Origin of the sequence: Corynebacterium sp. MSK019 (assembly GCF_030232425.1) — a bacterium.
Classification (GTDB): Bacteria; Actinomycetota; Actinomycetes; order Mycobacteriales; family Mycobacteriaceae; genus Corynebacterium; species Corynebacterium jeikeium_D.
Window position 1 is genome coordinate 100,708 of record NZ_JASPJT010000006.1, and the last position, 22,814, is coordinate 123,521.

The following is a 22,814-nucleotide window of genomic DNA, read 5'->3' on the forward strand; positions in this document are numbered from 1 at the left end:
TGGGCTAGCAGGGCTGCCGCGGCTAACCGCACTTTCAGATAAGCCTAAGCTGGAACTATGACTGATTTATATCTCGTGCGGCACGGCGAAACTGAGTGGTCGCGCACTGGGCAGCACACATCGGTAACTGATCTTCCTCTGACTGACAACGGTAGGGAAGAAGCCAAGGCCCTCAACGGCTGGCTGGATCCGAAGGACTTTGGGCTAGTGCTGGCATCACCCCGCCAGCGTGCCCAAGAGACCGCTCGATTGGCAGGATTCCACGACTTCGAAGTCGAAGAGGATCTCGCGGAATGGTTCTACGGCGACTACGAGGGGATTACCTCGAAGGAAGTGCAGAAGACTGTTCCCGACTGGCAGATTTGGACTCACGGTGTGCCCAATGGCGAAACCGCGGAGGAAGTCCGTGAGCGCGTTGAGCGCGTGGTCAAAAGGGTTCGTGAATCGGGTGAAGACAAGGCGATTTTGTTCGCACACGGTCACTCGCTGCGTGCGCTCACTACGGCCTGGTTGGAACTGCCCATTGAACTTGGCCAGTCCTTCCCATTGAATACTGCGTCCCTGTCAGTGCTTGGTCGCTACCATGACCGGCCTGCGGTTCTGCGCTGGAACCTCTCGCGGGGGCTGTAGCGGCGTTGTGGCCGGTGCCTCAGTGAATTCGCCGACACCGTTCAAGCTCTGTAGTGGGCGCCCGTGAATCACAATTCCGGTGCCTTCGATATCGGGGAGACCACCACGGCGGTGTTGTTACGGCGCGCGCCGAACCCTTCACCAGGTTTTGGTGCATATTCGCAGGATAGGACCCAATTGCACGCTCGCCGCTCACGTCGACTCTCCTTTGTTTACTTGTCTCCTTTAGTTAACTCCTTTTCCCGACCAGCTGTCGTATACAAGTAAGCAGTGCGACGTTTAGGGGACTCGGTGAGTCCAGCCCTCCGTGCCGTATTTGGTGTCAATAAGATGCTGCGCCGCAGCGAAGTCCTCGTCGGAAAGCGATACCTCGGCGGCGCCGTAGCGGTTGATGAATGTCTGCTTCATCGCGTCAATGACTTCGGCGCGGCTGGCACCCGTCTGGCGGCGGAGCGGATCGACGCGCTTCTTTGCGCTGCGCAAGCCCTTGTCGGCAATCTTGGCCTTGCCAATGCGCAGGACTTCCATCATCTTGTCAGCGTCGATGTCGTAGCTCATGGTGACATGGTGGAGCACCGTCGAACCACGGCGCTTCTGCGCGGCACCACCAATCTTGCCGCCATCGGAGGTGATGTCATTGATGGGGACATACCACGCATTGACGCCGAGCTGCGCGAGCGCAGCGATGACCCAGCGGTCGAGGAACTCATAGGATTCGACGTAGCTGAGGCCGGCGACCAGCTTCTCCGGAACATAGATCGAGTAGGTGACGCAGTTGCCACCCTCCATGAACATCGCGCCACCGCCGGAGAGACGACGCACCACTTGCACATCGTGCTTCTCTACGCCCTCGGGTTCGAGTTCATTAACATAGGACTGGTAGGAACCGATGACGGTGGCACGATCATCCCAATCCCAGAAGCGCAGAGTTGGTCCGCGCTGTCCGGAATTGACTTGGTCAAGGAGGAGTTCGTCGAGAGCAACATTCATCACCGTCGGCAGGACTCCCGGCTGCAAAACCTCCCACTCCAAATCAGTGAAGTCGACAGCCTGTGTCAGTGCACGTCGAACGACCTGCGCAATGATGTGGGTATCAAAACCGTGCAGTCGCACCTCGCGACCAGACTGATCCTCAAAATCCTTCAGCGCCGCATCGAGGCGAACCTGTAAACGCTCCGTATGGTCTCCCGCAGGTGCACCGAGCAGAGCGTCATTAATAATGTCGTAGGCTTCATCGGGCTCGAGGAAAAAATCGCCCGAAATGCTTATCGACGAAATCGTGTCACCGGTGGTCTCACAATCGGCAACAACCAATTTGCCGCCGGGAACCTTCATTTCTGAGTGGAACTTCTGCGGGTGCGTCATAGGATTCGATGGTACTCGCGCCGAGCGTTACGATGTCCCCCGTGTTTACGTCATCAACCTGCTGGTTCTCACCGCATTGGGTTGGTCGCTGGCGAGCCGTCGTAAAGCGAGCTTCGGCCTCGCCGGATTGATCCTGATTCCGGCAATCGCGGCGTTCGGCACTGCCATCTGGAAGATGATCAGCGGTGAGCCGCCAGAGCCGCTAACACTGTCGGTGACGGCGATTATCGCGATGGTTATCAACCTGGTTTGCGCGATTTTGCTGATGAACCTGCGCAAGGCCGACAGTGCGCTTATGCGGGGCGCATGGTTGGCGGCGCGTAACGACGTCCTGGCGAACCTGCTCATTCTCGCCGCCGGAGTGGTCACCATTTTCTGGTTCAGCGCATGGCCGGACATCGTCGTGGGACTTGTCATCGGCGTCATCAACCTGACGGCCGCGAAGGAAGTTTACGAGCAGGCGCGTGCCGAAGACCCCGAGCTAGAGATGGATGATGACGACTAGCGCTGGCTAGTCCGGGGGGAGCGAAGGTTGGGAAGGGGCCGGGGAGGGCCGGGGCCTACTTCCACATATCCTTCTGCCACTGCGGCTTATGAGCGTAGGTGAACTCGTAGTATTCCTTGTTCTTCAGCTCACTGGCTGCAGCTTGGTTAATGACAACCGTGGCTCGCGGGTGCAGCTGCAACACGGAAGCCGGCATGGAAGCGCTCAGTGGGCCCTCGATGGAGGCGGCAATAGCGTGCGCCTTTGCGGTGCCGGTGGCCAGCAGCAGGAGGTGCCCCGCACGTGAAATGGTGCCAAGCCCTTGGGTGACCACGTGGTACGGCACGTCTTCTGCAGAGTCGAAGAACCGGGCGTTATCCAGCACGGTCTGCGGGTGCAGCGTCTTAATGCGAGTCAGAGAGCCAAAAGAGCTGGCGGGCTCGTTAAAACCAACATGCCCATTGGTGCCGATGCCCAGCAACTGAATGTCAATGCCGCCGGCCTCGATAATCTTTCGCTCGTAATCCTCGCAGGCCGCGCCGATATCGTCCGCGAGGCCATCGGGAATATGGACCCTCGCCGGGTCAACATCCACGTGATCGGAAAACTCATTGTGAATCACGTGGTAGTAGCTCTGCTCATGCTCGATCGGCAGGCCCACGTACTCGTCGAGTGCGAAGAAACTGCAGTCTTTGAAGGTGACTTCACCAGCCCGATGGCGACGAATCAGTTCCCGATACGTCGCAAGCGGGGTCGATCCTGTTGCTACACCGAGGTTTCCACCTTTGTTGGCGTAGTGAGCGAGGTAGTCCGAAGCGATGCTCGCGATTTCGGCCTCAGAATCGACGATGATGATTTCCATGGTGGAACACTCCTGAAAACGAGGGCTCGTGGCAGAAATTGCAAAAGGTGCGAGACAGAGTACCAGTGACTCCACAACGCTAAGCGCTATAGCCCTATTCAGATGAGGTTAATCTGCCATGGGGTTAGACCTGTAATTGAGCCCTGTTGTTCCTGCGTAGGCTACTTCACCCAGAAGTTGCCGTTTTCATCCTTGTAGATGATGTCGCCAGCCTGAGCGACCTGGGTGTCGTTAACCTGAAGCTCAACCAAATCCAGCGTTTCGACGATTGGTTCAATGTAGACGCCACCGTTAAACCAAACCTTGAAAGCATCTGCTGAAGTCGAAGAACCGGAGAAACGGTGTTCTTCATACTTGTGCACTGGTGCAAAGGGGCAACCAATAGCCTGTGCGACAGCTGGAGAGGCAGCAACAGCGCCCAGCACAGTAGCGGCACCGATGGCGACAGCGGCGATAGAGCGAGAGAATTTCATGGTTAATTCCTTCCCGAGTCTGGGGTATGACGGAGTTATGGGGATGCCGAAGTGTGCACTGTCGGCTGCTGTTGCTGTGGGCTAGACTGAGCCTTCTTTTTCAATGACAAGCATGCGCGCCTCGCCTTGCGGGTGCGCGACATGTTCGTCGCCGGCTTCTGCGAAACAGATAGTGCCAGGCGTTAATGTGCGTACGCATTCCTGTCCCGCATCGCGGTAGTGCATATCGACGGCTCCGTCGACAACCACAAAGACCTCTTCGCCATCATTGATGTGCCACTTGTATGGCTGATCGCTCCAGTGGAGCCGGACGCTTGTGGCTCCAGTCATAGTGACCACATCCAGTGCGCCCCACGGGTGATCAGCGGTGAAGTCTGCGGCTTCGATGAATTTCATGAAGCAATTCTATGCCGATTCAGTCCCGGATGGGAAGGCCGGGCTGAACGGCTGCTTCCCTGTATTTACCGCCACTCGGCAGTAGCCGGGTCAATGCCTTCCTTACGAGCCTGAGCTTCAATCAGCTCCAGCAGGTAGCCAGCATTGCCGCGGTAGTACCGATCAAACCGGGAATCAGCGACGTACATGCGAGCCAGCAGAATCTGCTTTTCTCGGCCAGCCTCGTAGAAGCGGGTAATAGTGGCTAAGTGACGGTCAACTAGCTCGGCCGCCTCGGTGGAGCCTGGCTCGACGTGGCGCTCGGCGGCGTCGGCAAGCGCATCGGCAAAATCCTTAGCCTCTGCTTCAAGCTCGGCCCAGTCGCTGTCCTTCATCTTTTCCTGAGCCTGCTGAGACTGCTCCCACTCAGTAGTGTCGCCCCAGCGCTCCTCAGCTTCGGCTTCGAGTTTCTGCCAGTCACGGCCCAAAAGCTCTGCCTTCGTCTTTGCTTCCATCGTGTGTCCTTCCTCAATCAGTTTGTCCAAAGACTGCACCATGTGGTGCAGGTCAGCGATCTTTTCGGTGAGAACAGTTCGCTGTGCGAGCAAACGATCTTTTCGACTTCTCGGGGAGGAATCGCCGTGGATGAACTCCTCGATAGTCTTCAACGGCACACCAGCGGCGCGGTAGACCAGAATCTCCAGCGCGGTGTCGATGTCCTCGTCGGTGTAGAGGCGGTAGTCGGACCACGTGCGATACTGCGGGCTGAGTAGTCCGATGGCGTCCCAATGTCGCAGCGTGCGCGTGGTAACGCCCAGGAGTTCGGCCGTTTCACCGATGGTGTACTCGTTGTCGTTGTTGCTCACGGGAATCATCTTTCTGTTTGACGTCGCGTCAAGGTCAAGCCCTGACGCCGAAATCAATTGAGGAAGTTAGCCGCGGCAGCCGCAGGGGCGGGGCTGGTCCACGAACCTTCGAGCCGCTACCGCAAGAGCCGAAGCCTGTTGATTGCCGCCGCAACCTCCTGGAAACGCGGTTCCGCGAGATGACCAGAGTTGGTGGACGCAGCTGTCGCATCGAAGAGCGAATGACAAAAGTTGTCGTATTCGCGCTGGATCAGCTCGGTGAGGTCAGTACGCCCATCGAGCTGCTTGACGACGGCCCCCAGAATTCGGGCAATGGCTTCTGTTTGGGAGGAATCCATCAATTGGCCGACAGCACGCAAGTCAAGATTGTCCTTGCCCACCTGAATCAGCTCGAGACCACGCGCACGCGGTGGCTTAGGTGGTTTCGAGCCTCGGCCACGACCACCGCGACCACCGCGACCACCGTGTCCACCACGGCCACCGTGACCGCCACGTCCGCGGCTCTCGCCGGCGGGGAAGTCAGCCTGCAGAAAACGCTCACCGATCTGCGCAAAAGCAGGCGAAGGCTCGGCCGGAGTAGCCGATTCGCGGAGCTCACGGGCGCGCTTGGTGACGTCGTAAGGCGTGTACGCATCCATAGCAATCACGGTGTCCGCGACATCGATGAATGCACCAGAACCACCAGCGACGATGACCGTGGAGATTCCGTGGTTTTCCCAGAGCTCGCGGACCCGTGCGACCAGTGGAGTAATCGGCTCCCGGTCATCGGGGATGAGGCGGCGCATGCGCTCATCGCGAATCATGAAGTTGGTCGCGGAGGTGTCCTCATCGATGAGCAGCACTCGCGCACCGGAACCCAGCGCCTCCATCAGACCAGCAGCTTGGGACGTCGACCCCGATGCGTTCGCCGTGGAAAACCGGGTCGTGTCATCACCGGAGGGAAGGCCGTTGATAAACGGCGAGATATCCACACCAGTGATGGCTCGGCCGTCCTCGGCACGCAGCGCAACCGCAGTCTCGTCGGCGACTACAAACTCGCGGCCATCGCCAGCGACATGGTTATAAACACCCGTGACCAGGGAAGACAACAACGTGGACTTGCCGTGATAACCGCCACCAACAATCAACGTCACGCCCCGCGGAATACCCATGCCGTGCACGGTTTTGCCCGACGGCAGCTGAAAACTGTGCTGCAGCGATTCCGGCGAGGTAAACGCAGTCGCGCCGGGCTTCGGAAGCTGGCTATTGCCCGCCTGACGAGGCAACACCGCACTGTCTGCCACAAACCCAATCAGGTCCGCGTCCGCCACTGCACGGCGCAAAAAGAGCTGGTCATACTCCAATTCCGCGGCTGCCTCGAGCGCATCGATGGGTGCGTTCACGATGGCGTCGTCAAGCGCGTCAAACAGATCCTCACAGATCAAGCGCGCCGCCTCACGCCCGAGAATGCGTCGGCCGCGGGCGGGCAGTTGGATTTCTAGGCTGATCTGTAGGGCATCGCCATGCTTATCGACGTCGTGCGCATCCGCACGGAGCTCAGCGACAGCTGCTCGGCGCAAGACCTGCTGACCTGGAGAATCAATGAATAGCCCGCGACCATACTTCTTCAAAGCGCGCACGAGACGGCGGTTCAGCAAATCGAGCTCCGCCGTGCTGAACCTGCCGGGCTGTGACCGGGAGGCGCCGCGATAGTCCAGTACGGACAGCGGAATATGGACGCGTGCCCGTGATGCCGGGGCATAGGGGTCGGATTGGACCTTGTCGATAAACAGCGTCGCGTCCAGATCCGGCAGGTCGTGGGAGCCACGCAAAGACTTGTATGCACCGTAGCTCTTGCCATCGAGGTTGGAGAGACGCCGATAAAGGTCAGCGGGCATATTTCTACTTTCGTTGAGAAGTTGGGTGCTCTTCCCGCGAGTGTAGCGGCAGATGAGACAGCGCGATTCGCTCCTGGAACGGCCTGGGGCAAATGACCGTGTGCGGTAGCGCCGTTGCTGCAGGAAGGTAGCGTGAGAGGCATGACTGATAGCTCGGAAGCTGACAAACCCACGGACGCAGGGAACAACCCAGAGTCGGTGCAAAAACACGCCCGCGCGAATGCCAAGCGCTACGTCTGGGCGAACGGACTACAGAATATCGGCGACCAGATTGTTGCTGCCAAGACGCTGCTGCCATGGCTGCTGCATTCGGCTGGCGCGCCGGGCTTCTTCATCGCCATGCTTGTGCCGGTGCGCGAGTCCGGTTCGATGCTTCCGCAGGCCGCCCTCACACCTTGGGTGAAATCTCGCCCGCGCCGCACAACCGTCTGGATCGCTGGTGCTTTGGGGCAAGCCATCGCAGCAGCGCTGATTGGTCTGGCTGCGTTGTTCCTAGAAGGCACCGCGCTCGGCGTCGCTGTCATCGTCGCGCTTGCAGGCTTTGCGACGGCCCGAGCCCTGTGCTCGATGGCCTCAAAGGATGTCCAGGGCCGCACGATTCCGAAGGGGCAGCGCGGGCAGATTAGTGGCCGAGCTGCGATGTTGGGCGGTGTCGCCGCAATTATTGTTGGTGCAGTGTTGTGGATTATCCGCGACAACGTCACCAAACCAATCGTGGCGGGGCTCATCTTTGTTGCGGCACTGTCGTGGGTAGCAGCAGTTTTGATTTTCCGTGGGATTGTTGAGCCCACCAACGAGGGGGACAAGGAAGAACCGAATAAAACCTGGTGGCAGGACACCTGGCGGCTCTTTAAAGAGGATAAGAACTTCCGCGACTTTGTGATCGTCCGTAGTTTGTTGCTGGTCACAGCATTATCCACGTCGTTCATCGTAACCCTAAGTGCACAGGTGGGAGCTGATCTGGAAGCCTCTGACGGTAGCGGCGGGGGAGTAAGCGCCAATGTCGGTATCTTCATGCTCGCCGCAGGCTTCGCCTCTTTGGTTGGTGGAAAAGTCGCCGGAATCTGGTCGGATAAATCCTCGAAGAAGGTGTTGACCTACTCTTCGCTGGTCGGTTCTATTGTTCTCTTTTTGTTGGTCGCAAGTGCTCACTGGCTTTCCGCCGGTGCGAACGCTTGGATTTTCCCGCTCGGCTTCTTCGCGATGTCCGTCGTCCACGCCGGTGTTCGCGTGGCTCGTTCGACCTATGTTGTGGACATGGCAGAAGGCGACAAGCGCACCGAGTATGTCGGAGCAGCCAACACCATCATGGGCGTTGTCCTGCTCATCGTCGGTGCGCTTTCGGGTGTTATCGCCAGCTTCGGCCCTGCGGCAGCTTTAATCTTCCTGGCACTAATGGGACTGGTTGGTGTCGCTATGTCCAGCAGGCTGAAGGAAGTCTCGGCGCCGCACAAGGTGACGCCTTAGCAGGGCAGTTCTTTAACAAGGCGGAAGCACTAGCTCACACTAACCGCTACAGCCTCATCGTTCTTGCGCCTGACAATGTCAATAACCAGCGCAGTACCGATCACCGCAGCCCGCGTTTCCTCGTTCAAGTTCGGCTCCAAATGCAGAGCGTACGTGTCCTTGCCGGTAATAGCGCCTTTGAGACCACGGTACTTCCGGTCAATCTTCGCAATCGGGCGTCCCTTGCTGGTCAGTGCGTAATTTTTACCGCGGAAGCCGCCGTCAACATCGACGTCGGAAAGCCCTTTGACGGACAAAGTTAGCCGTGATTTTAGGCTGAATCGTTTGGTCTTGGCTGTGGCGATCTTAGCGCCGTTGGGTGTGAGAACCTTGTATGTGTCGCCGAAAACGTTCGCGGGGTCGGTGATGGTGAGGAGCTTGTCGCCCTCTTTGCCATCCTCGTCCACATCGAAGATGTCGTACTTGACACCGATGCCCAACATGCGGCGACCCAGTGATCCCGCTTGGGCAATTTGGGCAATCTGGGTGCCGTTGTCATCGAAAATGGAGTATTCACTGCGCATAACGTTGCGTGTTTCTTGAATCAGCAGTGTGTCGGTCGTAAGCAGTCGAGGTTTCTGTGTGTTCACGAATTAGCTCCAAACTCGATGACAGTTATTTAGAACTCTACGACCATCTTGCCGGTATTGCCTCCGCTAAACAGTTCGAGGAATGCAGCTGGCATGTTCTCGATACCGTGGCGAGTGGTGACATCGTAGGCGACCTTACCGCTGACGACCAGCGGAGCCATTCGCTCCTGGAATTCACCTGCCAGGTGCAGGTACTTGCCCAAGACGAAGCCGCGCAGCGTAATGCACTTGCCAATCGCCAGAGCCAAGTTACGTGGTCCGGTCGGCGCTCCAGTGTTGTTGTACTGGGAGATTGCGCCACACATAGCAACGCGGCCAAAGGTGCGCATCGCGCCGATGGCTGCCTCGAGATGGTCGCCACCGACGTTGTCGAAGTAGAAGTCGATGCCCTCCGGCGCTGCCTGTGCCAGCTGTTCTGCAACCGGGCCGTCGTTGTAGTTGAAGGCGGCATCAAAGCCGAGTTCGAGTAGGCGCTCAACCTTTTCGTCCGAGCCGGCGGAACCAATGACACGGGATGCGCCCATCTGCTTGGCAAACTGACCAGCAGCCGAGCCGACCGCACCAGCAGCGCCAGAGATAAAGACGACGTCGCCTTCCTTCATCTCTCCGACAGCAGTCAGGCCAACGTAAGCAGTAAGGCCAGTAAGACCAAGGATGCCCAGGTAGGCAGCAGCCGGTGCAACGTTCAGGTCAACCGGTGTTGCCTCGGAATCGGCAATAACAGCATTGGTCTGCCAGCCATAAGAGTGGCGGACAGCGTCGCCAACCTGGAACTTATCCGACTTGGACGCAAGGACAGTGCCCACAGCGCCGCCAGTCATTGGCTGGTCAAGCTGAAAAGGAGGAACGTACGACTTGGTGTCGTTCATACGGCCACGCATGTAGGGATCGACGGTAGCGACCGAGTTGGCTACCAAAATGTCGCCGTCGTTAAGCTCTGGCAAATCGACGGTCTCGAGGCGGAAATTCTCGTCAGTCGGCAGGCCGGTCGGTCGGGAAGCTAGAACCCACTGCTGAGTGGTGGTGGGCAGTTCGGTTGTGGACGATGCATCAGTGGAAGTCACTGTTTTTCTCCTGTTGCGTATTCCTGGATCTATTGTCAGATTGTTGTTGCGTGGCCTCTATATCGTGATAGATATCCGAGCCACGTAGGCTGCCACTGTACCGTTGCCGGAGTGGTTCAGGCTATGCCTAGACATGTTTTTATAACTTAAAGCGATTGGAAAAACGCAGGTTATGCCGCTTGTACCCAGGAATCGAGGCGCTCAATTAGAACGTCCAAATCGTCCAGCAGAGGCATGCCGGGCAGTCGTTCGGCGATCACGTTGCGGACGCTTGTGTACCACCACAGTTGCTGGCTCGGAGTTGAACGAAACCGTTCCCACAGGGCGTGGCCGTCGCGGTCTAAATCCTCCAGAGTCTGGCTGAGATTGTGGAACTTATCCGCGCCGGCCACGATGAGGGACTCCTCGCTGCCACGGGAAAGCTGCCCCAGATAGGCATCGGCGCGGTCCTGCCACGAGGGCAGGGAAGGGTCTTTGGTGACACCCGCGACGATTTCAACCACGCGAGACCCGAACTCATCTTCCATCTCGGCACGTGAGTAGTTTGCCGGCACGTCTTCCAAAATGTCGTGGAAGAGGGCTGCCAACAGCACGTCTTCGTCGTTAGTCACGCTCGCCGCAATCAGCATTACCGCCATTGGATGGCTGATATAGGGAACGCCAGAGCCCTTTCGGTAGTGCCCATCGTGCGCGCGGGAAGCAGTTGCGATGCCGCGCATGAGCCTGTCGCTAGGGCGTGCCGAAGCAAAGGTGTCAGCGTTTTCCATGGGTATCCCGACCTTTCGTTGATGCTTGAAAAATAGCAGCGTCTAAGCTTGAACATCATGAACGTCGCAGAAGTAGATCCGCTCATCGAGTCGATGTACCGGTGGTCCGATGTCAGTGGTGTCCTGCTCATGGGCATCATTGGTGGCACCATCGCCCGGCAACGAGGCTACGACATCATCGGGTTCTTCTTTATTGCGCTGTTCTCCGCACTGGGCGGCGGCATGATTCGCGATGTTCTGATTAACCAGGGCACCGTCGCCGCAATGAGCCAGCCGGAGTACCTAATCCTGGCGTTTACTGGTGCGCTCATTGCGCGATTTTTCTATTTCAAAGGAAAGACCTGGGAATACGTTCAGGTCCACGGTGACGCTGTGGTCTCGGGACTCTGGGCAGCTACGGGAACGGTCAAAGGCGTCACGTATGGTCTGCCCATTCTGCCGTGCATCATGATGGGCGTTTTCACCGCCACTGGTGGTTCCATGATCCGCGACATTGTGACCGGGCGAGTACCCGCTGTTTTCGGCGGCAACCAGCCCACGGTCATCCCGGCCGTGGCTTGCGCGGTCATTGTCATCGGAGGCCACCATTTGGGATTTATGGCCGTGTCCATGGTCATTGGTCCTATCGTCAGCATCCTGCTGTCGCTGCTGGGGTACTGGGGTAATTGGCGAGTGTCGGCACACTCGGAGTGGGCGCCACTGAACGACACCGCGGCGCAGATTGCGGTCCTCGCACGTCGAGCAGAGGGCAAGAGCCGCGAGGTTGGTCGACGTTTCGAGCCCGCACGCCTCCGCAGCTGGCGTCACCGACAGATGGAAAAAGCGCTGCAGCGTCGCATTCAGGCTGAGGTTGATAGGGGAGTGTCGCGTTCCGACGCCGAGGCCAACGCGGAGGAATTCCTGGAGGAGTTCAATGCGGACTTCCCAGCGGATCTGCACATGCCGACGGCGCAGCAGGAGACAGTGCAGGATGACAGCGACGAATCCGATTTCGGTGTGGACCTATCCGGTGATTCCTATGATGACTACGGAGAAGATACGGCACTGCGGCAGCGGGAATACCGGGAGATGTTGGATCAAATTCTTGCGGACGATGAGGCGACCGATTTACTCGTCGCAAAGCTGATGAAGAAATACGAGCAGCGGGATTAGAGGAGCGGCAGAGACATGGCATCGACGAGTACTGCAAGCAGGCATTTTGGGTACATTATTAAGGAACACACCGTTGAGGTGCCCTGGGATCCTTTTACCGAAGCTGCGAATGCCGCGACATTTGAGCTTTTCGCCAGGGAAATCTATGCGCCAGGAAATGAGGATGCGCCGGCAATTGTCTATTTGCAGGGCGGCCCGGGATTTCCGGCACCGCGTCCGGTAGGTGCCAGCGGAGTAATCGGTGAGGCGCTGAAGGAATTCCGCGTCATCCTGCTGGATCAGCGCGGCACTGGGCGCTCGCATCGAATTGATGCGGCCAATATTGCAGATGCTCCGGCCGAACGGCTTGCCCAATTGCGTCAGGAATACATCGTCGAAGACGCGGAAGCATTGCGAAAGCATTTGGGCATTGCCAAATGGTCACTGTATGGGCAGTCCTTTGGCGGGTTTTGTATTACTTCGTATCTCAGCCGCTATCCGGAATCCGTGGAGCACGCCTACCTCACAGGTGGTTTACCTGTTCTGGACCGTGGTGCTGACGACCTTTATCGCACGACATATGCGAAGCTGCGCACCCGTCACGAGCGTTTTTATCGCGAGTATCCGTGGGCCGAAAACCGAATTCGAGAAATCTGCGCGCACCTCGAGCAATCTGCAGAAACTCTCCCTACCGGTGAGCGACTGAGTTCTCGCCGATTCCGCACCATCGGAATTGAATTGGGCCGCGGAGATGGATTCCACAATCTGGCGTATTTATTGGAAGAGCCATTCCACATTCGCAATGGCGAAAAGCAATTGCGCACCGATTTTCTGGCCGATGTAGGGGCCCGCGTGAGTTTCGCCGATGGCCCGTTATATGCCGCGATTCACGAATCCATTTATGGTGGCGTCGGAAACCAGCCCACAACTAATTGGGCAGCTCACCGTATTCGCGAGGAAATCCCAGGTTTTGAAGAAAAGGCCAATCCTGCAGGTGACGAGCTGTTTTACCTCACCGGCGAGCACATTTTCCCCTGGCAATTCGACGAAGACCCTGCGCTCATTCCGTTCAAGGAAAAGGCCGGAGAATTGGCGCAGCACACCTGGGAAAACTCGCCGTATGATTCCGCGCGCTTGCTTGCCGACGCTCCGACCTCGGCAGCCGCGGTTTATCTTGACGACATTTTCGTACCGTTCGATTACTCGATGGGGACAGCCAACTGCTACCGAGATCTGCGACCACATGTGACCAATGCATTCCAGCATGACGGTATTCGCCACGATGGCGCGGCAATCTTTGCGCGGCTCCGCGAGCTCGTCGAGGATCACTAGGATGCCAGTTTGCCGGTGGAGATTCTCTCCCCGTAGAACTTCAAACCTCCGCAGAACCTCATGTAGTCCAGCATTGCCTCTCGGTGCCGTCTATCCTGGTGAGCATGTCGACAGCAGAGTTCTGGGATGGGAAATTCACCGCAGATCGCGAGGCCGCAAGTGACGGTTCGCCCTCTTTCTTTGGCGGCGAACCGAATCCGACAATCGCGCAGCATGTTGAGGTAATCCGGAAAGGTTTCTCCGACCCCTCACGTGCGCTCGACCTAGGCTGTGGCCGTGGCCGTCACACGGTGTGGTTAGCCAGCCAGGGCTGGGATGTCACCGGCATGGATTTCTCCAGCGTCGGGCTCGAACACACTGGAGCCGCGTTGGCAGCTGAAGGGCTCTCTGCGAACCTGGTCCAGCAAGACTTAACAGACTGGCAGCCGGAAGCAGGAAGCTTTGAGCTGGTAGTCGCCGCATTTATTCACCTGCCGCGCAGGGACAGGGAGAACCTCTGGCGAGCCGTCGCTGAGGCTCTCACTCCGGGTGGCTACTTTGTCTCAGTCTCACACCACCCGGACAACGAAGTCCACGGCCCGGGAGACCCCGAGCTGCTCTACAGCGCGGATGAGGTCACAGATTTCTTTGTGCACGAGCCGCAGAGTCTCGAAGCGGTGGTGGCGCAGCGTGACGTCGTCAAGCAAATCGATGGCAAGAACGTTGTCGACACCGTGGTGGTGTTGCGGAAGACCTGCGCGGAGAGCTAGAAGGGGCCTAGACCTCGGCGCGCGCAAGTCGAGCAAATGCGCCGTCTGCGTTCAGGAGGTTGTCATACGTGCCGCGTTCGATGAGCTGGCCGTTTTCGATGACCAGGATGTCATCGGCCTCGGCCAGTGTCTGAAGTCGGTGCGCAATAAAGATGCAGGTCGCTCCACATGCGCGGGCATTGTCCACGATACGAGCCTGCGTCAGTGGATCCTGGTGGCTGGTGGCTTCGTCGAAAATAACAATCTTTCCGGCGAGGTGTGCAGCGAGGTCATTGGGCTTAGTGCCGTCGGCTAGTACCGCGCGTAAGTAGGTGCGGGCCAGCGCCAGACGTTGACGCTGACCACCGCTGAGCCGCTGCGCGCGGCGGCCAATGGGCCTGTCCAACGGCATCTCAGCAGGGTTGATGGCGGCGAGTTCGAGCGCCCAGTGCATCAGTGATTCGGGAACCTCGCAGCCATCAGGCGCGCCGAGACATAGATTCTCAGCGATGGTGGCCTCCATGAGAAAGGGATTCTGATCTGCGACAACAACCGTTCGGCAGACATTGGTTGAGCCGAGGTCACGGGCATTGTGGCCATTGATGATGACCTCGCCGACATCCGGATCGACATGCCGCTGGATTAGCCGGGAGAGTGTGGACTTGCCCGAACCAGTTGGGCCGACCACACCGATGAACTGGCCTGAGGCAATACGCAGATTGATATTGGTCAGTGCAGGGTTATCGGCGCCAGGGTAGCGGTAGCTGACATCGCTCAGTTCGAGGGCAGGGACTGAGTCGCCGGAGTTGGCCCTCGCGGTCTGCGCGTGGTGCAGGTCCAGCGACTCCGGCTGCTTCGGCTCTTCCACAGTCGGCGGCTGCGCGGCCAGCTCCCTGATCCGAGTGACTGCATTGAGTCCTGCTGGCAGAGAAGATGCCAGGCGCTCGATCGAATCCATTGATGAAGCAGTTCCCGCCACCAGGGACGTCGTCACCAAAACAGCAGGGAGCATACGGTAGTCGGCTGAAAGCGCCGGGATACCAGCACAAAAGACGGCAATGCTGCCACCCCAAATCCGAAGTCCGGTCGCGCCAGAGCGCAGTCCAGCCCGCTTGCCGCCTGCACGCATTTTTTGAGCAAGCTGTTCATCGAGCTCACGCAATCCCCGCAGCCGCTGCTCGGCTGCGCCGTAGATGAGGATTTCCTCCCGAAGGCGCAGCGTATCGGCAATGTACTGCGCAATGTCCGTGCGTGTGGAGTTCGTTGCGGAAGCCTCCGCAGTCGCCTTCTTAGAGCCCGCGAGTGCAATCACAAAGCCAACCGCGAAGGTCAGCGTCAGAGCAATCGCAGGCAGGGCTCCAGCAGTCAATGCCGCTGTCATGACCGCCATCAGCGGAATTAGTACGGCCGTCACCGCGGGCGCAATTGTGTGCGCGAAGAAGACTTCCACACGGTCAACATCACGAATCGCAATCGTGTGGATTCTGGCAGTACCCAGCCCATCGGTTACCGCGGGCGCCTGCGGGATAAGACGCTCGACGATCCACAACCGCAGCTCACCAAGCAGCCGAAATGCAGCCAGATGCCCGAGGTACTGCTCGACATACCGCAGAATCGCTTTCAACAGCGCCAGCCCTGCAACCACGCCAATGACCGCCCACGTCCGCTGCATGCTCAAGCTTTGCGATGAGTCGGTTGCGTCCCACTTCGACAGCGCAATTGTGGCAATTGCCCAGGCGGGCACAGCCAGCATCAATGCACCCAGAATGTGCCCAGCCACGCGTGCGAGGATAGATGCACTGAGCGCTCCGCGAGCCTGTGCGGAAAAGCGCAGCAACCAGATGATGTTGTTCATGTCAGCTCTCCTCGGTCAGCGCTCGTGCGTAATACTCATTGCTTGTGCTCAGTTGGTCGGGTTTGCCCGTAGCCACAATCCGGCCTTCAGCGACGACAATGACCAGGTCAACGTCCGATAGTGCCTCCATTCGGTGAGCCACCATGATGCTCGTGCGACCTTCAGCGAGGCGGGTCAAGGACTCCTTGATGAGACCTTCCGTCCGACGATCGATGTCCGCTGTCGGCTCGTCGAGAAGCACAATCGGAGCAGTACCGAGCAGACCACGCGCAATGGCTAGGCGGCGTCGTTGCCCGCCCGAGAGCCAATTGCCCTGATCGCCGACCTCCGAATCGAGACCACCAGGGCGCTGCTCGATTTCGGTGAGTAAGTGCACGTCGCGAAGTGCTTTTCGCATATCGACGGCCGTTGCGTCCGGGCATGCGATGCGAAGATTGTCCGCGACGGTGGTGCCGAAAATGGCTGGTTGCTGGGAGATGAGTAGCGAGTTGGCGAGCAACTCCGGGGTTGAAAGCGCGTGGCCGTCGAGGGAGACTTCCCCGGAATGCGGCTGCAGGCCTGCGAGTACACGCAAGAGTGTGCTTTTTCCGGAACCGCTGGGGCCCACGATGCCGACTCTGCTGCCGGCTGGAATTGTCAGGTTGATATCGGAGAGAATGCGCTTTTCGCCGATGTCAACGGTCACATCGCGAAAGGAAATCTCCGGTGCGTGCTGTGCGTGCGGTGCCTGCGGCGCGGAGGCATCGGTGGAATGCGCTGTTGCGGCCGTGGACGCTTCAGCTGGAGGTTCACCGAACATCTCCACAATTCCATTTCGATGGGTGCGTCCACCGAGTCCGATGTAGAAGGTTCGGCCGACACGATTAACGGGCTCGTAGAGCAGAACGGATAGAAAAACACCTGCGAGAGCAGTGCCTACGCTGATTGCGCCGGCCTGTAAACGCAGCAGGACAAGGCCGATTGCTGTAGTCGACATTGCAATTCCAAAAACCGCATCGTTGACAATAATCATCAGCTGATTGCGGGCGAGCAGGGCAGTGAGCTCAGCCATCGCAGTGCGAGTTTGGCTGGCAAAACGTGCCATGACCCGGTCAATTGCTCCAAGAACTTTGAATGTGCCCAGCCCTTCGAGCATTTCCAAATACGCATGTGTGGCCTTCGCTTGCTTTCGGCGATACGTCGCATTGGATTTCCGCAGGAGTTTTCCAGCACCAATAATGATCAACGGCGTGGAAATGAAAAATAGTGCCAGCCACAAGGCGGTTTTCGTATCCACCCACAAAGCCCAGACTGCCAAAATAATCAGTGGAGCACTAAACGAGGCCAACGTGGGAGCGAGAAATGTTGCTCGGTAATTCGCGGTCTGTTCGACGCTTGTGGTCGCGGCATCGAAGAGTAGGCCCTCGCCAGTGTTGGAGGCGCTTCGGTGTGCGTGACCAGCTTTCCCGGAGCCGTGCCCTCGTCCATGCGCACGCTTCGGGGCCTGTGCAGGAGCAGAAAACTCCGGCTTCAGCACACTGCCAACCACATGCGAGCGCCACAGCCTTTCCTGCTCACCAGCAAGCCGTGGTGGCAATGCCTCCGTGACATAAGCACAGAGGCTTCCCAGAATGACCGCCACAATTGCAGCGGCCAGGGATTCATGAAGTCCCCACTGCCCAAACCAGTTGCCGCCACTGGTGTCTGTGACACCGCCGTGCAAACTGCTGAGAGCATCGAGCGTGTATCCAAGAGACACGGCGCTGAGAGCGAAGAAAAAGCTGCGCCCCCAGCTGGATAACAAAACCCAGTGCATTCCGCGGGGTGGGGAAGTCAGTGCTTCATGAATCCACATAGCGACGTGAAAACCTATTTTCTATTTAGCCAGTGCGTCAGCGATCTCACGCAGTCCATCGGGCATGTGCATTCCGGCGGTGCCAGAGGTCGTCTTCGCATCAATTAGTTGCACTCGATCATTCTTGACCGCAGCGACGTCGGCAAGCGCCGGGTTATCCAGCAACTCCTGGAATGGAGCCTTGCCCTGGCCGTGGAAATCCTGAATCAGAATGACATCCGGATTCAGCTGCACAATTGTCTCCGGATCAGCGGGAACGGCACCCGGACGCTTGCCCTTTGGCGAGATCGGCTCGCCACCGGCCAGCTCAACGAGATTCGTCGTCGCCGACTGCATGCCCATAATCATCTTCTGACCACCGCGGGCAAACAGGACCAGCGTTTTTGGCTTAGTTGTGGAATCAATTCCCGAGAGAATCTCTTCGGTTTCCGATTCAATCTTGGCAACCATTTCGGCCGCCTTGTCCTCGGCTCCCAGCAACTTGCCGAGCGTGGTCACCGATTCTGCCAGCGCCTTCGGCGAAGCGAAATCACTGCTGGAAAACGCAGCGGTCGGAACATCGCTGGCGCCCAGCAGCTTGCTTGCCGACTGCTCCTGATCATGGCGGCTAGTCATCAACACCATGTCCGGCTCATAGGACAGAATCTGCTCCGGATCCGGCTTCGTGGAGTTGGCAATTGCATTAGGCACCTTACGCGCCAGCTCAACCTGATTACCAGAGGTCTCATCGAGCGCGTTCTTCGTCACCGCGACGACACGCTCTGGCCCAACCAGTTCCAGCGCCAGATCCGCAACTTCGGTCGACAGTGCAACGATGCGCTTCGGCTGGCTCTGCACCGTAACGTCGTGGTCGCCGACGGTCACAGTCCGCGGCCACTGCGCCTGCTTGTTCGTCGCAGTTTCGCTTGACGACGGCTGCTGCGACGCCTCCTCCGAAGAAGAACAGGCGACCACCGCAGCGAGTGGGAGCGCTGCAATCAACGGCAGCGCGAAGGTCTTTTTAGAGTTTCGCTTCAAGGCCGAGATAGGAGAAGTTGGTGAAAACATGAAAGTACTTCCTTGCTTGTTGAGTTTTGATTGTTGGGAAAGTTTTCGGTTGCATTTTCGCTAGCTGGAATCAGTCAGCCCGAATCAGACACTCTGAATCAGTTAGCCGCAATCAGTCAGCCGGCCGAGCCCGAGCCAACGCCGTCACTCGCAGTGAACCGGTATGTGGATCGGTATCGACAGCACTGGAGATGCGATAAATCGCATCTATTCGGGGAGGCGTCAGCACTGCTTCAGCGGAACCAGTGACTTCCAATCCGCCGTTGTGAATCACACTGAGCCGGTGACAGCTGCGGGCCGCGAGGTTGAGGTCATGAAGAACAACTCCGATACCGTGGCCCTCGTCGGCTAGCTCGCCGAGCAGCTCGAGGATTTCCAGCTGAAACCCGATGTCCAAGGCCGCAGTGGGTTCGTCGAAAAGCATGACCTTGGCCTGTTGTGCCAATAGCTTTGCGATGAACACCAATTGCCGCTGCCCGCCGGACAGAGCCGTGATAGGACGGTCGGCGAGTGCGGTGACACCAACGCGGTCGAGTGCGTAGGCGACGATGTCGTGGTCCGTGGAGTTTAGTGAGCTGCGGAAACGGTCACGCCGACGGTGGTGCGCGTACCTGCCGAGTGCCACGACAGTTCGAACGTCAATAGCAGCATCGGCCGGTGTGTGCTGCGGCAGGTACGCCAATCGAGTGGCGCGTTCGTGGGCACGAAGCTTCGTCAGCGGCGCGCCGAGGAGCTCAACCTGCCCCGAACTCGGTGTCACAATGCCAGCCATAGCACGGAGCAAGGAGGATTTTCCGGTGCCGTTGGAGCCGATGATGCCGTGGACTTCGCCGGGGCGAATAGCAAGGTTCACGCCACTTACGACGGTCCGATTGCGGTAACCGACACTGAGGTCGGTAGCCCGCAGCAGCGCGGTGCTGTCGGTGTCTGGCTTAGTGACGTGGTCGGTGAGGTTTTGTGTCTGCTGACTCATGGTTGGCGACCACCTTGCCGAAGAATCAACGCGAGTAGCGCAGGTGCGCCAAGGAACGCGGTGACTGTGCCAGTTTGCAGTGCAACTGGGGAAAAGAGACTGCGGGCGACGAGGTCGGCGAGAATGAGAAACACTGCGCCGAGGCACATAGAAATGGGCAGCAGGCTGCGGTGATCGGGGCCGATGGCAAGGCGAATCAGGTGAGGGACGACCAATCCGACAAAGGAAATAACGCCAGTGACAGCGACGCCCGCTGCCGTGACTAAAGCAGCCAGGGCGAGTAGCAGTTGCCGGATCCAGACTGTGCGCATACCAGTGGCAGCGGCCTGTTCTTCGCCGAGGAGGAGCAGGTTGAGTTCGGGAATGAGCATCATCAGGATAACCGTGCCGACGGTAATGGGGCCGACTGCCAGCGCAATGTCCTGCCAATTGGCAGCAGTTAAATCGCCGTTGAGCCAGAACATGGCCTGTTGTGCGTCATCACTGTGTGGCGCGTTCGCGATGGTGGCGGCGATGACTGCGCCGAGGAACGCATTGAGCGCAATGCCGACGAGCAACAGGGTGGCTCCACTGCCGCCATTGAGACCGGCGACGATCTGGACAAATATGACAGCCAGCAACGCGCCTATGAACGCGCCTGCCGAGAGGACCCACGGCGCTTTCGCGGCCACGCCAGTGACGATGAGAATAACGGCTACCACTGCTGCACCGGAGGAGACACCGGTAACACCAGGTTCGGCCAGTGGATTGCGAAAGACTGCCTGCATGGTTGCGCCTGCGACAGCGAGCGAGGCACCGACCAGCCCCGCCAACAGGACGCGGGGCAGCCGGATGCTCCAGACAAGTGATTGCGTGGCAGGGGATATCTCTGGCAGGAGGTGGTTGAGAGCTGGGAGGTCGTCGGAAAGCGTATTGATGAGCGGGGTGAGCAGTGCGACGATGCCGTTGCTGAAACCTGTTCCCGCGGGGCCGATGGAGATTGCCAAGAGGATTGTGGCGGGGACTGCGAGGAAAAACAGAAAGCCGAAGAGCCGGGCTCGAAGTTTTTGGTTTCGAGTACGCGGAAGAGAAGCTCTATCGACAATAGTTTTCACGTGGCTAATGATGGACAATGTGAAAATAATTGTCAATAAAGGCGTGTCAGCGGTCCTGTGGGATCTCCTAAGGACAGCAAAACCCCGCACCAGCTCCCCTGTGAAAGTGGGGTGCTAATGCGGGGTGAAAAGCTCTGTAGCTTACTTCTCGTCGCCCAGGCGCTCGTCTGCCATGTCGCGAGCCTTCTTGATCTGGTCGGCCTTGTCCTCGCCGAGCTTGTCCTTGCCCAGCTGCTCAGCCTTGTCCAGAACCTTATCGGTGTTCTCTTCGTTGCTCAGTGCTTCCTTGGCCTTGTCCATAAGTCCCATGGTGAAGTCTCCTTCCATTCGTAATGTCTACTCGCGTTTTTTCGTTTGTGACATAGAGTGTACCGATGAATTGGCGACCTTGCGACCGTATTGGCCCCACGGAGTGAAGTTGATATTCGACTAGCAACACCGTGACCGACAGTTATTGAGCTGTTTTGGTGCGGGCTTCATCTGCCTTGTGCATGACATCGCGCTCGTACTTGCCGACGAACATCATGAGGACAAACGCTATAGCGACAACGCCAATGAGGGTTGCGAATGTAACATTCCAGCCTGCGAAGTCGATCAAGAGGCCGACACCAGTCGAGGCGAGTGTTGCGCCGAGAAGGTATCCAAACAATCCAGTGAAACCAGCTGCGGTTCCCGCAACATACTTAGGCGAGAGGTCGATGGCCTGCAGTCCGATGAGCATGATTGGACCGTAAATGAGTGCGCCGATCAGAGAGATGAGCACGTAGAACATCCACAATGGTGCCGTAGCGGGTAGCTGCCAGTACGCGAAAATGGTGATGCCGGTGCCGACCAGGAAGAGCATGCCGGCGCCTGAGCGCCAACCCTTGAAGACCTTGTCGGAGACCCATCCGCACAGCAAGGTGCCCACAATTGCTGCGCCCTCGTAGAGCATGAATCCGATGATTCCGCCCGTGACGTTGGTCTTGTGCAATTCGTTTGTCAAGTAAATCGGAATCCAGTTAAGAACTCCGTAACGGAGTGCGTAGACGAACACATTGGCCAGCGCCAGCATGACGATAACCGGATTGGTAAGAACATGGTTCTTGACGATTGTGAACCAGGGTTCTTGTGCCTCGTCATTAGTTCCTTCGACCTTGTCCGGGTCGTTCCGGTATTCCTCTACCGGAGGCAGACCCATGGATTGCGGGTTATCTCGAATCAGCAGGAATGCGATGGCGGCAATCACGAGCGCGACAATTGCCGGTAGCCAGAATGCGGGAGTCCAGTCGGCGTCGGAAGTGGCGAACGAATGCAAGCCCCAGGCTGCCAGAGCACCGCCGACGGCGGCGCCGACATTGTGGGCAGTGTTCCAGATCGACATCAAAGTGCCACGCTCGGATGTCGAGAACCAGTGGACGACAACTCGTCCAGAGGGCGGCCAGCCCATGCCTTGGAACCAACCATTGATGAACATGACTGTCGCGAATATTGCAACAGAGGCGCTGATGGCTGGGACGAACGCAACAAAGAGGTTTACGACCGCGGACAGTGCTAGGCCAAGCGGGAGGAAGTACCTGGCATTGGCTCTGTCGGAGAGCATGGCCATGAAGAATTTGGATAGGCCGTAGGAGAACAGAACTGCATTGGCTACGATGCCGATTCCGGCTGCGCCAAGTAGGTCGTGCTTTTCCAGTACGGCGGACACCAGGGGGATGTTATTTCTGATGAGGTAGAAGCCCGCGTAGCCGATGAAGATGCCCATGAACACGTTGAATCGCCAGGTTCGGTAGGTCGGGGCAATTTTTTCCTCGGGGAGGGGAGCTGCTGGGCCGGGTGCGCTGAGCCAGCCGAACCTCTGACTGCTCATAATGACAGTCCTTTCGCTGAAGGCCGCCGTTGCCTCTAATGCAACCTGTGCGGGTGGTTAGGGCAGCAGGCGGGGAGCTTTATCGTTTCAGCGTTGAGTTTACAGAGACTTC

22 protein-coding genes are annotated in these 22,814 nt (G+C 58.2%); 6 read left to right on the forward strand and 16 right to left on the reverse strand.

From position 1 onward, the window contains the following. Window positions 1-57 precede the first annotated feature (57 nt). Window positions 58-630, forward strand: coding sequence for a histidine phosphatase family protein (locus QP982_RS05825; RefSeq protein WP_049189288.1), 573 nt, complete (start codon window positions 58-60; stop codon window positions 628-630). Window positions 631-909: 279 nt separating this feature from the next. Here QP982_RS05825 and QP982_RS05830 read toward each other — a convergent pair whose 3' ends face one another. Continuing rightward, a complete protein-coding gene (locus QP982_RS05830; RefSeq protein WP_070549440.1) occupies window positions 910-1,995 on the reverse strand; it encodes a lipoate--protein ligase family protein in 1,086 nt (361 codons plus the stop codon). On the opposite strand from QP982_RS05830, the gene QP982_RS05835 reads away from it, so the two are divergent. Next, the gene (locus tag QP982_RS05835) at window positions 1,919-2,500 is read left to right on the forward strand and encodes a cation efflux transmembrane domain-containing protein (RefSeq protein WP_284870296.1); all 582 of its coding nucleotides are present in this window, start codon (window positions 1,919-1,921) and stop codon (window positions 2,498-2,500) included. The two genes, QP982_RS05830 and QP982_RS05835, sit on opposite strands and share 77 nt — an antisense overlap. A gap of 55 nt (window positions 2,501-2,555) precedes the next feature. Here the strand turns inward: QP982_RS05835 and nagB are convergent, their stop codons facing one another. The 5 genes from nagB to QP982_RS05860 all read right to left on the reverse strand — a co-directional run bounded on the left by nagB (window position 2,556) and on the right by QP982_RS05860 (window position 6,932). Next, a complete protein-coding gene (gene nagB, locus QP982_RS05840) occupies window positions 2,556-3,341 on the reverse strand; it encodes a glucosamine-6-phosphate deaminase (protein WP_284870297.1) in 786 nt (261 codons plus the stop codon). Between the two features lie 161 nt (window positions 3,342-3,502). Next, window positions 3,503-3,814 carry a hypothetical protein gene (locus tag QP982_RS05845; protein WP_070643708.1) on the reverse strand — a complete coding sequence of 104 codons (312 nt, stop codon included), beginning with the start codon at window positions 3,812-3,814 and terminating at the stop codon, window positions 3,503-3,505. 81 nt (window positions 3,815-3,895) lie between these two features. Then, the gene (locus QP982_RS05850) at window positions 3,896-4,210 is read right to left on the reverse strand and encodes a cupin domain-containing protein (RefSeq protein WP_069359611.1); all 315 of its coding nucleotides are present in this window, start codon (window positions 4,208-4,210) and stop codon (window positions 3,896-3,898) included. 65 nt (window positions 4,211-4,275) lie between these two features. Then, on the reverse strand, window positions 4,276-5,064 hold the full coding sequence (locus QP982_RS05855) for a MerR family transcriptional regulator (RefSeq protein ID WP_070603325.1): 789 nt from the start codon (window positions 5,062-5,064) through the stop codon (window positions 4,276-4,278). 107 nt (window positions 5,065-5,171) lie between these two features. Further along, a complete protein-coding gene (locus QP982_RS05860; RefSeq protein ID WP_070767397.1) occupies window positions 5,172-6,932 on the reverse strand; it encodes an ABC-ATPase domain-containing protein in 1,761 nt (586 codons plus the stop codon). Between the two features lie 141 nt (window positions 6,933-7,073). On the opposite strand from QP982_RS05860, the gene QP982_RS05865 reads away from it, so the two are divergent. Next, the gene (locus QP982_RS05865; RefSeq protein ID WP_222865698.1) at window positions 7,074-8,399 is read left to right on the forward strand and encodes an MFS transporter; all 1,326 of its coding nucleotides are present in this window, start codon (window positions 7,074-7,076) and stop codon (window positions 8,397-8,399) included. Between the two features lie 29 nt (window positions 8,400-8,428). Here QP982_RS05865 and QP982_RS05870 read toward each other — a convergent pair whose 3' ends face one another. From QP982_RS05870 to QP982_RS05880, 3 genes are all read right to left on the reverse strand, one after another. Then, window positions 8,429-9,028, reverse strand: coding sequence for an LURP-one-related/scramblase family protein (locus tag QP982_RS05870; protein WP_016422337.1), 600 nt, complete (start codon window positions 9,026-9,028; stop codon window positions 8,429-8,431). Between the two features lie 29 nt (window positions 9,029-9,057). Continuing rightward, window positions 9,058-10,092, reverse strand: a complete 1,035-nt coding sequence (locus QP982_RS05875) for an NADP-dependent oxidoreductase (RefSeq protein WP_016422338.1) — start codon at window positions 10,090-10,092, stop codon at window positions 9,058-9,060. Between the two features lie 170 nt (window positions 10,093-10,262). Next, window positions 10,263-10,859, reverse strand: a complete 597-nt coding sequence (locus QP982_RS05880) for an HD domain-containing protein (RefSeq protein WP_284870298.1) — start codon at window positions 10,857-10,859, stop codon at window positions 10,263-10,265. A gap of 57 nt (window positions 10,860-10,916) precedes the next feature. On the opposite strand from QP982_RS05880, the gene QP982_RS05885 reads away from it, so the two are divergent. The 3 genes from QP982_RS05885 (at window position 10,917) to QP982_RS05895 (ending at window position 14,071) form a co-directional block, all read left to right on the forward strand. Next, complete coding sequence (locus QP982_RS05885) at window positions 10,917-12,011, forward strand: trimeric intracellular cation channel family protein (RefSeq protein WP_016422340.1); 1,095 nt, start codon at window positions 10,917-10,919, stop codon at window positions 12,009-12,011. Window positions 12,012-12,026: 15 nt separating this feature from the next. Next, on the forward strand, window positions 12,027-13,322 hold the full coding sequence (locus tag QP982_RS05890) for an alpha/beta fold hydrolase (protein ID WP_284870299.1): 1,296 nt from the start codon (window positions 12,027-12,029) through the stop codon (window positions 13,320-13,322). 104 nt (window positions 13,323-13,426) lie between these two features. After that, the gene (locus QP982_RS05895) at window positions 13,427-14,071 is read left to right on the forward strand and encodes a class I SAM-dependent methyltransferase (RefSeq protein WP_284870300.1); all 645 of its coding nucleotides are present in this window, start codon (window positions 13,427-13,429) and stop codon (window positions 14,069-14,071) included. A 7-nt stretch (window positions 14,072-14,078) separates the two neighbouring features. Here QP982_RS05895 and QP982_RS05900 read toward each other — a convergent pair whose 3' ends face one another. From QP982_RS05900 to QP982_RS05930, 7 genes are all read right to left on the reverse strand, one after another. After that, the gene (locus tag QP982_RS05900) at window positions 14,079-15,905 is read right to left on the reverse strand and encodes an amino acid ABC transporter ATP-binding/permease protein (protein ID WP_284870301.1); all 1,827 of its coding nucleotides are present in this window, start codon (window positions 15,903-15,905) and stop codon (window positions 14,079-14,081) included. A 1-nt stretch (window position 15,906) separates the two neighbouring features. Next, entirely contained in the window at window positions 15,907-17,739 is a 1,833-nt protein-coding gene (locus QP982_RS05905) for an ATP-binding cassette domain-containing protein (protein ID WP_284870302.1), read from the reverse strand. Window positions 17,740-17,760: 21 nt separating this feature from the next. After that, window positions 17,761-18,786, reverse strand: coding sequence for an ABC transporter substrate-binding protein (locus tag QP982_RS05910; RefSeq protein ID WP_284870303.1), 1,026 nt, complete (start codon window positions 18,784-18,786; stop codon window positions 17,761-17,763). A 112-nt stretch (window positions 18,787-18,898) separates the two neighbouring features. Beyond that, complete coding sequence (locus QP982_RS05915; protein WP_284827128.1) at window positions 18,899-19,759, reverse strand: ABC transporter ATP-binding protein; 861 nt, start codon at window positions 19,757-19,759, stop codon at window positions 18,899-18,901. Further along, window positions 19,756-20,745 carry a FecCD family ABC transporter permease gene (locus QP982_RS05920; RefSeq protein WP_284870304.1) on the reverse strand — a complete coding sequence of 330 codons (990 nt, stop codon included), beginning with the start codon at window positions 20,743-20,745 and terminating at the stop codon, window positions 19,756-19,758. The genes QP982_RS05915 and QP982_RS05920 overlap by 4 nt, the downstream gene beginning before the upstream one ends. Before the next feature lie 249 nt (window positions 20,746-20,994). After that, the gene (locus tag QP982_RS05925; protein ID WP_101738983.1) at window positions 20,995-21,162 is read right to left on the reverse strand and encodes an antitoxin; all 168 of its coding nucleotides are present in this window, start codon (window positions 21,160-21,162) and stop codon (window positions 20,995-20,997) included. A gap of 142 nt (window positions 21,163-21,304) precedes the next feature. After that, a complete protein-coding gene (locus QP982_RS05930) occupies window positions 21,305-22,702 on the reverse strand; it encodes an MFS transporter (protein ID WP_070566423.1) in 1,398 nt (465 codons plus the stop codon). Between the last annotated feature and the right edge of the window lie 112 nt (window positions 22,703-22,814).

Excerpts from the sequence above, each read along its gene's own strand:
- QP982_RS05900 (WP_284870301.1), bottom strand. The coding sequence starts at position 15,905 with ATGAACAACATCATCTGGTTGCTGCGCTTTTCCGCACAGGCTCGCGGA.
- QP982_RS05930 (WP_070566423.1), bottom strand. The coding sequence starts at position 22,702 with ATGAGCAGTCAGAGGTTCGGCTGGCTCAGCGCACCCGGCCCAGCAGCT.
- QP982_RS05850 (WP_069359611.1), bottom strand. The coding sequence starts at position 4,210 with ATGAAATTCATCGAAGCCGCAGACTTCACCGCTGATCACCCGTGGGGC.
- QP982_RS05865 (WP_222865698.1), top strand. The coding sequence starts at position 7,074 with ATGACTGATAGCTCGGAAGCTGACAAACCCACGGACGCAGGGAACAAC.
- QP982_RS05860 (WP_070767397.1), bottom strand. The coding sequence starts at position 6,932 with ATGCCCGCTGACCTTTATCGGCGTCTCTCCAACCTCGATGGCAAGAGC.
- QP982_RS05885 (WP_016422340.1), top strand. The coding sequence starts at position 10,917 with ATGAACGTCGCAGAAGTAGATCCGCTCATCGAGTCGATGTACCGGTGG.
- QP982_RS05855 (WP_070603325.1), bottom strand. The coding sequence starts at position 5,064 with ATGATTCCCGTGAGCAACAACGACAACGAGTACACCATCGGTGAAACG.
- QP982_RS05905 (WP_284870302.1), bottom strand. The coding sequence starts at position 17,739 with ATGTGGATTCATGAAGCACTGACTTCCCCACCCCGCGGAATGCACTGG.
- QP982_RS05830 (WP_070549440.1), bottom strand. The coding sequence starts at position 1,995 with ATGACGCACCCGCAGAAGTTCCACTCAGAAATGAAGGTTCCCGGCGGC.
- QP982_RS05895 (WP_284870300.1), top strand. The coding sequence starts at position 13,427 with ATGTCGACAGCAGAGTTCTGGGATGGGAAATTCACCGCAGATCGCGAG.
- QP982_RS05910 (WP_284870303.1), bottom strand. The coding sequence starts at position 18,786 with ATGTTTTCACCAACTTCTCCTATCTCGGCCTTGAAGCGAAACTCTAAA.
- QP982_RS05880 (WP_284870298.1), bottom strand. The coding sequence starts at position 10,859 with ATGGAAAACGCTGACACCTTTGCTTCGGCACGCCCTAGCGACAGGCTC.
- QP982_RS05915 (WP_284827128.1), bottom strand. The coding sequence starts at position 19,759 with ATGAGTCAGCAGACACAAAACCTCACCGACCACGTCACTAAGCCAGAC.
- QP982_RS05925 (WP_101738983.1), bottom strand. The coding sequence starts at position 21,162 with ATGGGACTTATGGACAAGGCCAAGGAAGCACTGAGCAACGAAGAGAAC.
- QP982_RS05845 (WP_070643708.1), bottom strand. The coding sequence starts at position 3,814 with ATGAAATTCTCTCGCTCTATCGCCGCTGTCGCCATCGGTGCCGCTACT.
- nagB (WP_284870297.1), bottom strand. The coding sequence starts at position 3,341 with ATGGAAATCATCATCGTCGATTCTGAGGCCGAAATCGCGAGCATCGCT.
- QP982_RS05825 (WP_049189288.1), top strand. The coding sequence starts at position 58 with ATGACTGATTTATATCTCGTGCGGCACGGCGAAACTGAGTGGTCGCGC.
- QP982_RS05890 (WP_284870299.1), top strand. The coding sequence starts at position 12,027 with ATGGCATCGACGAGTACTGCAAGCAGGCATTTTGGGTACATTATTAAG.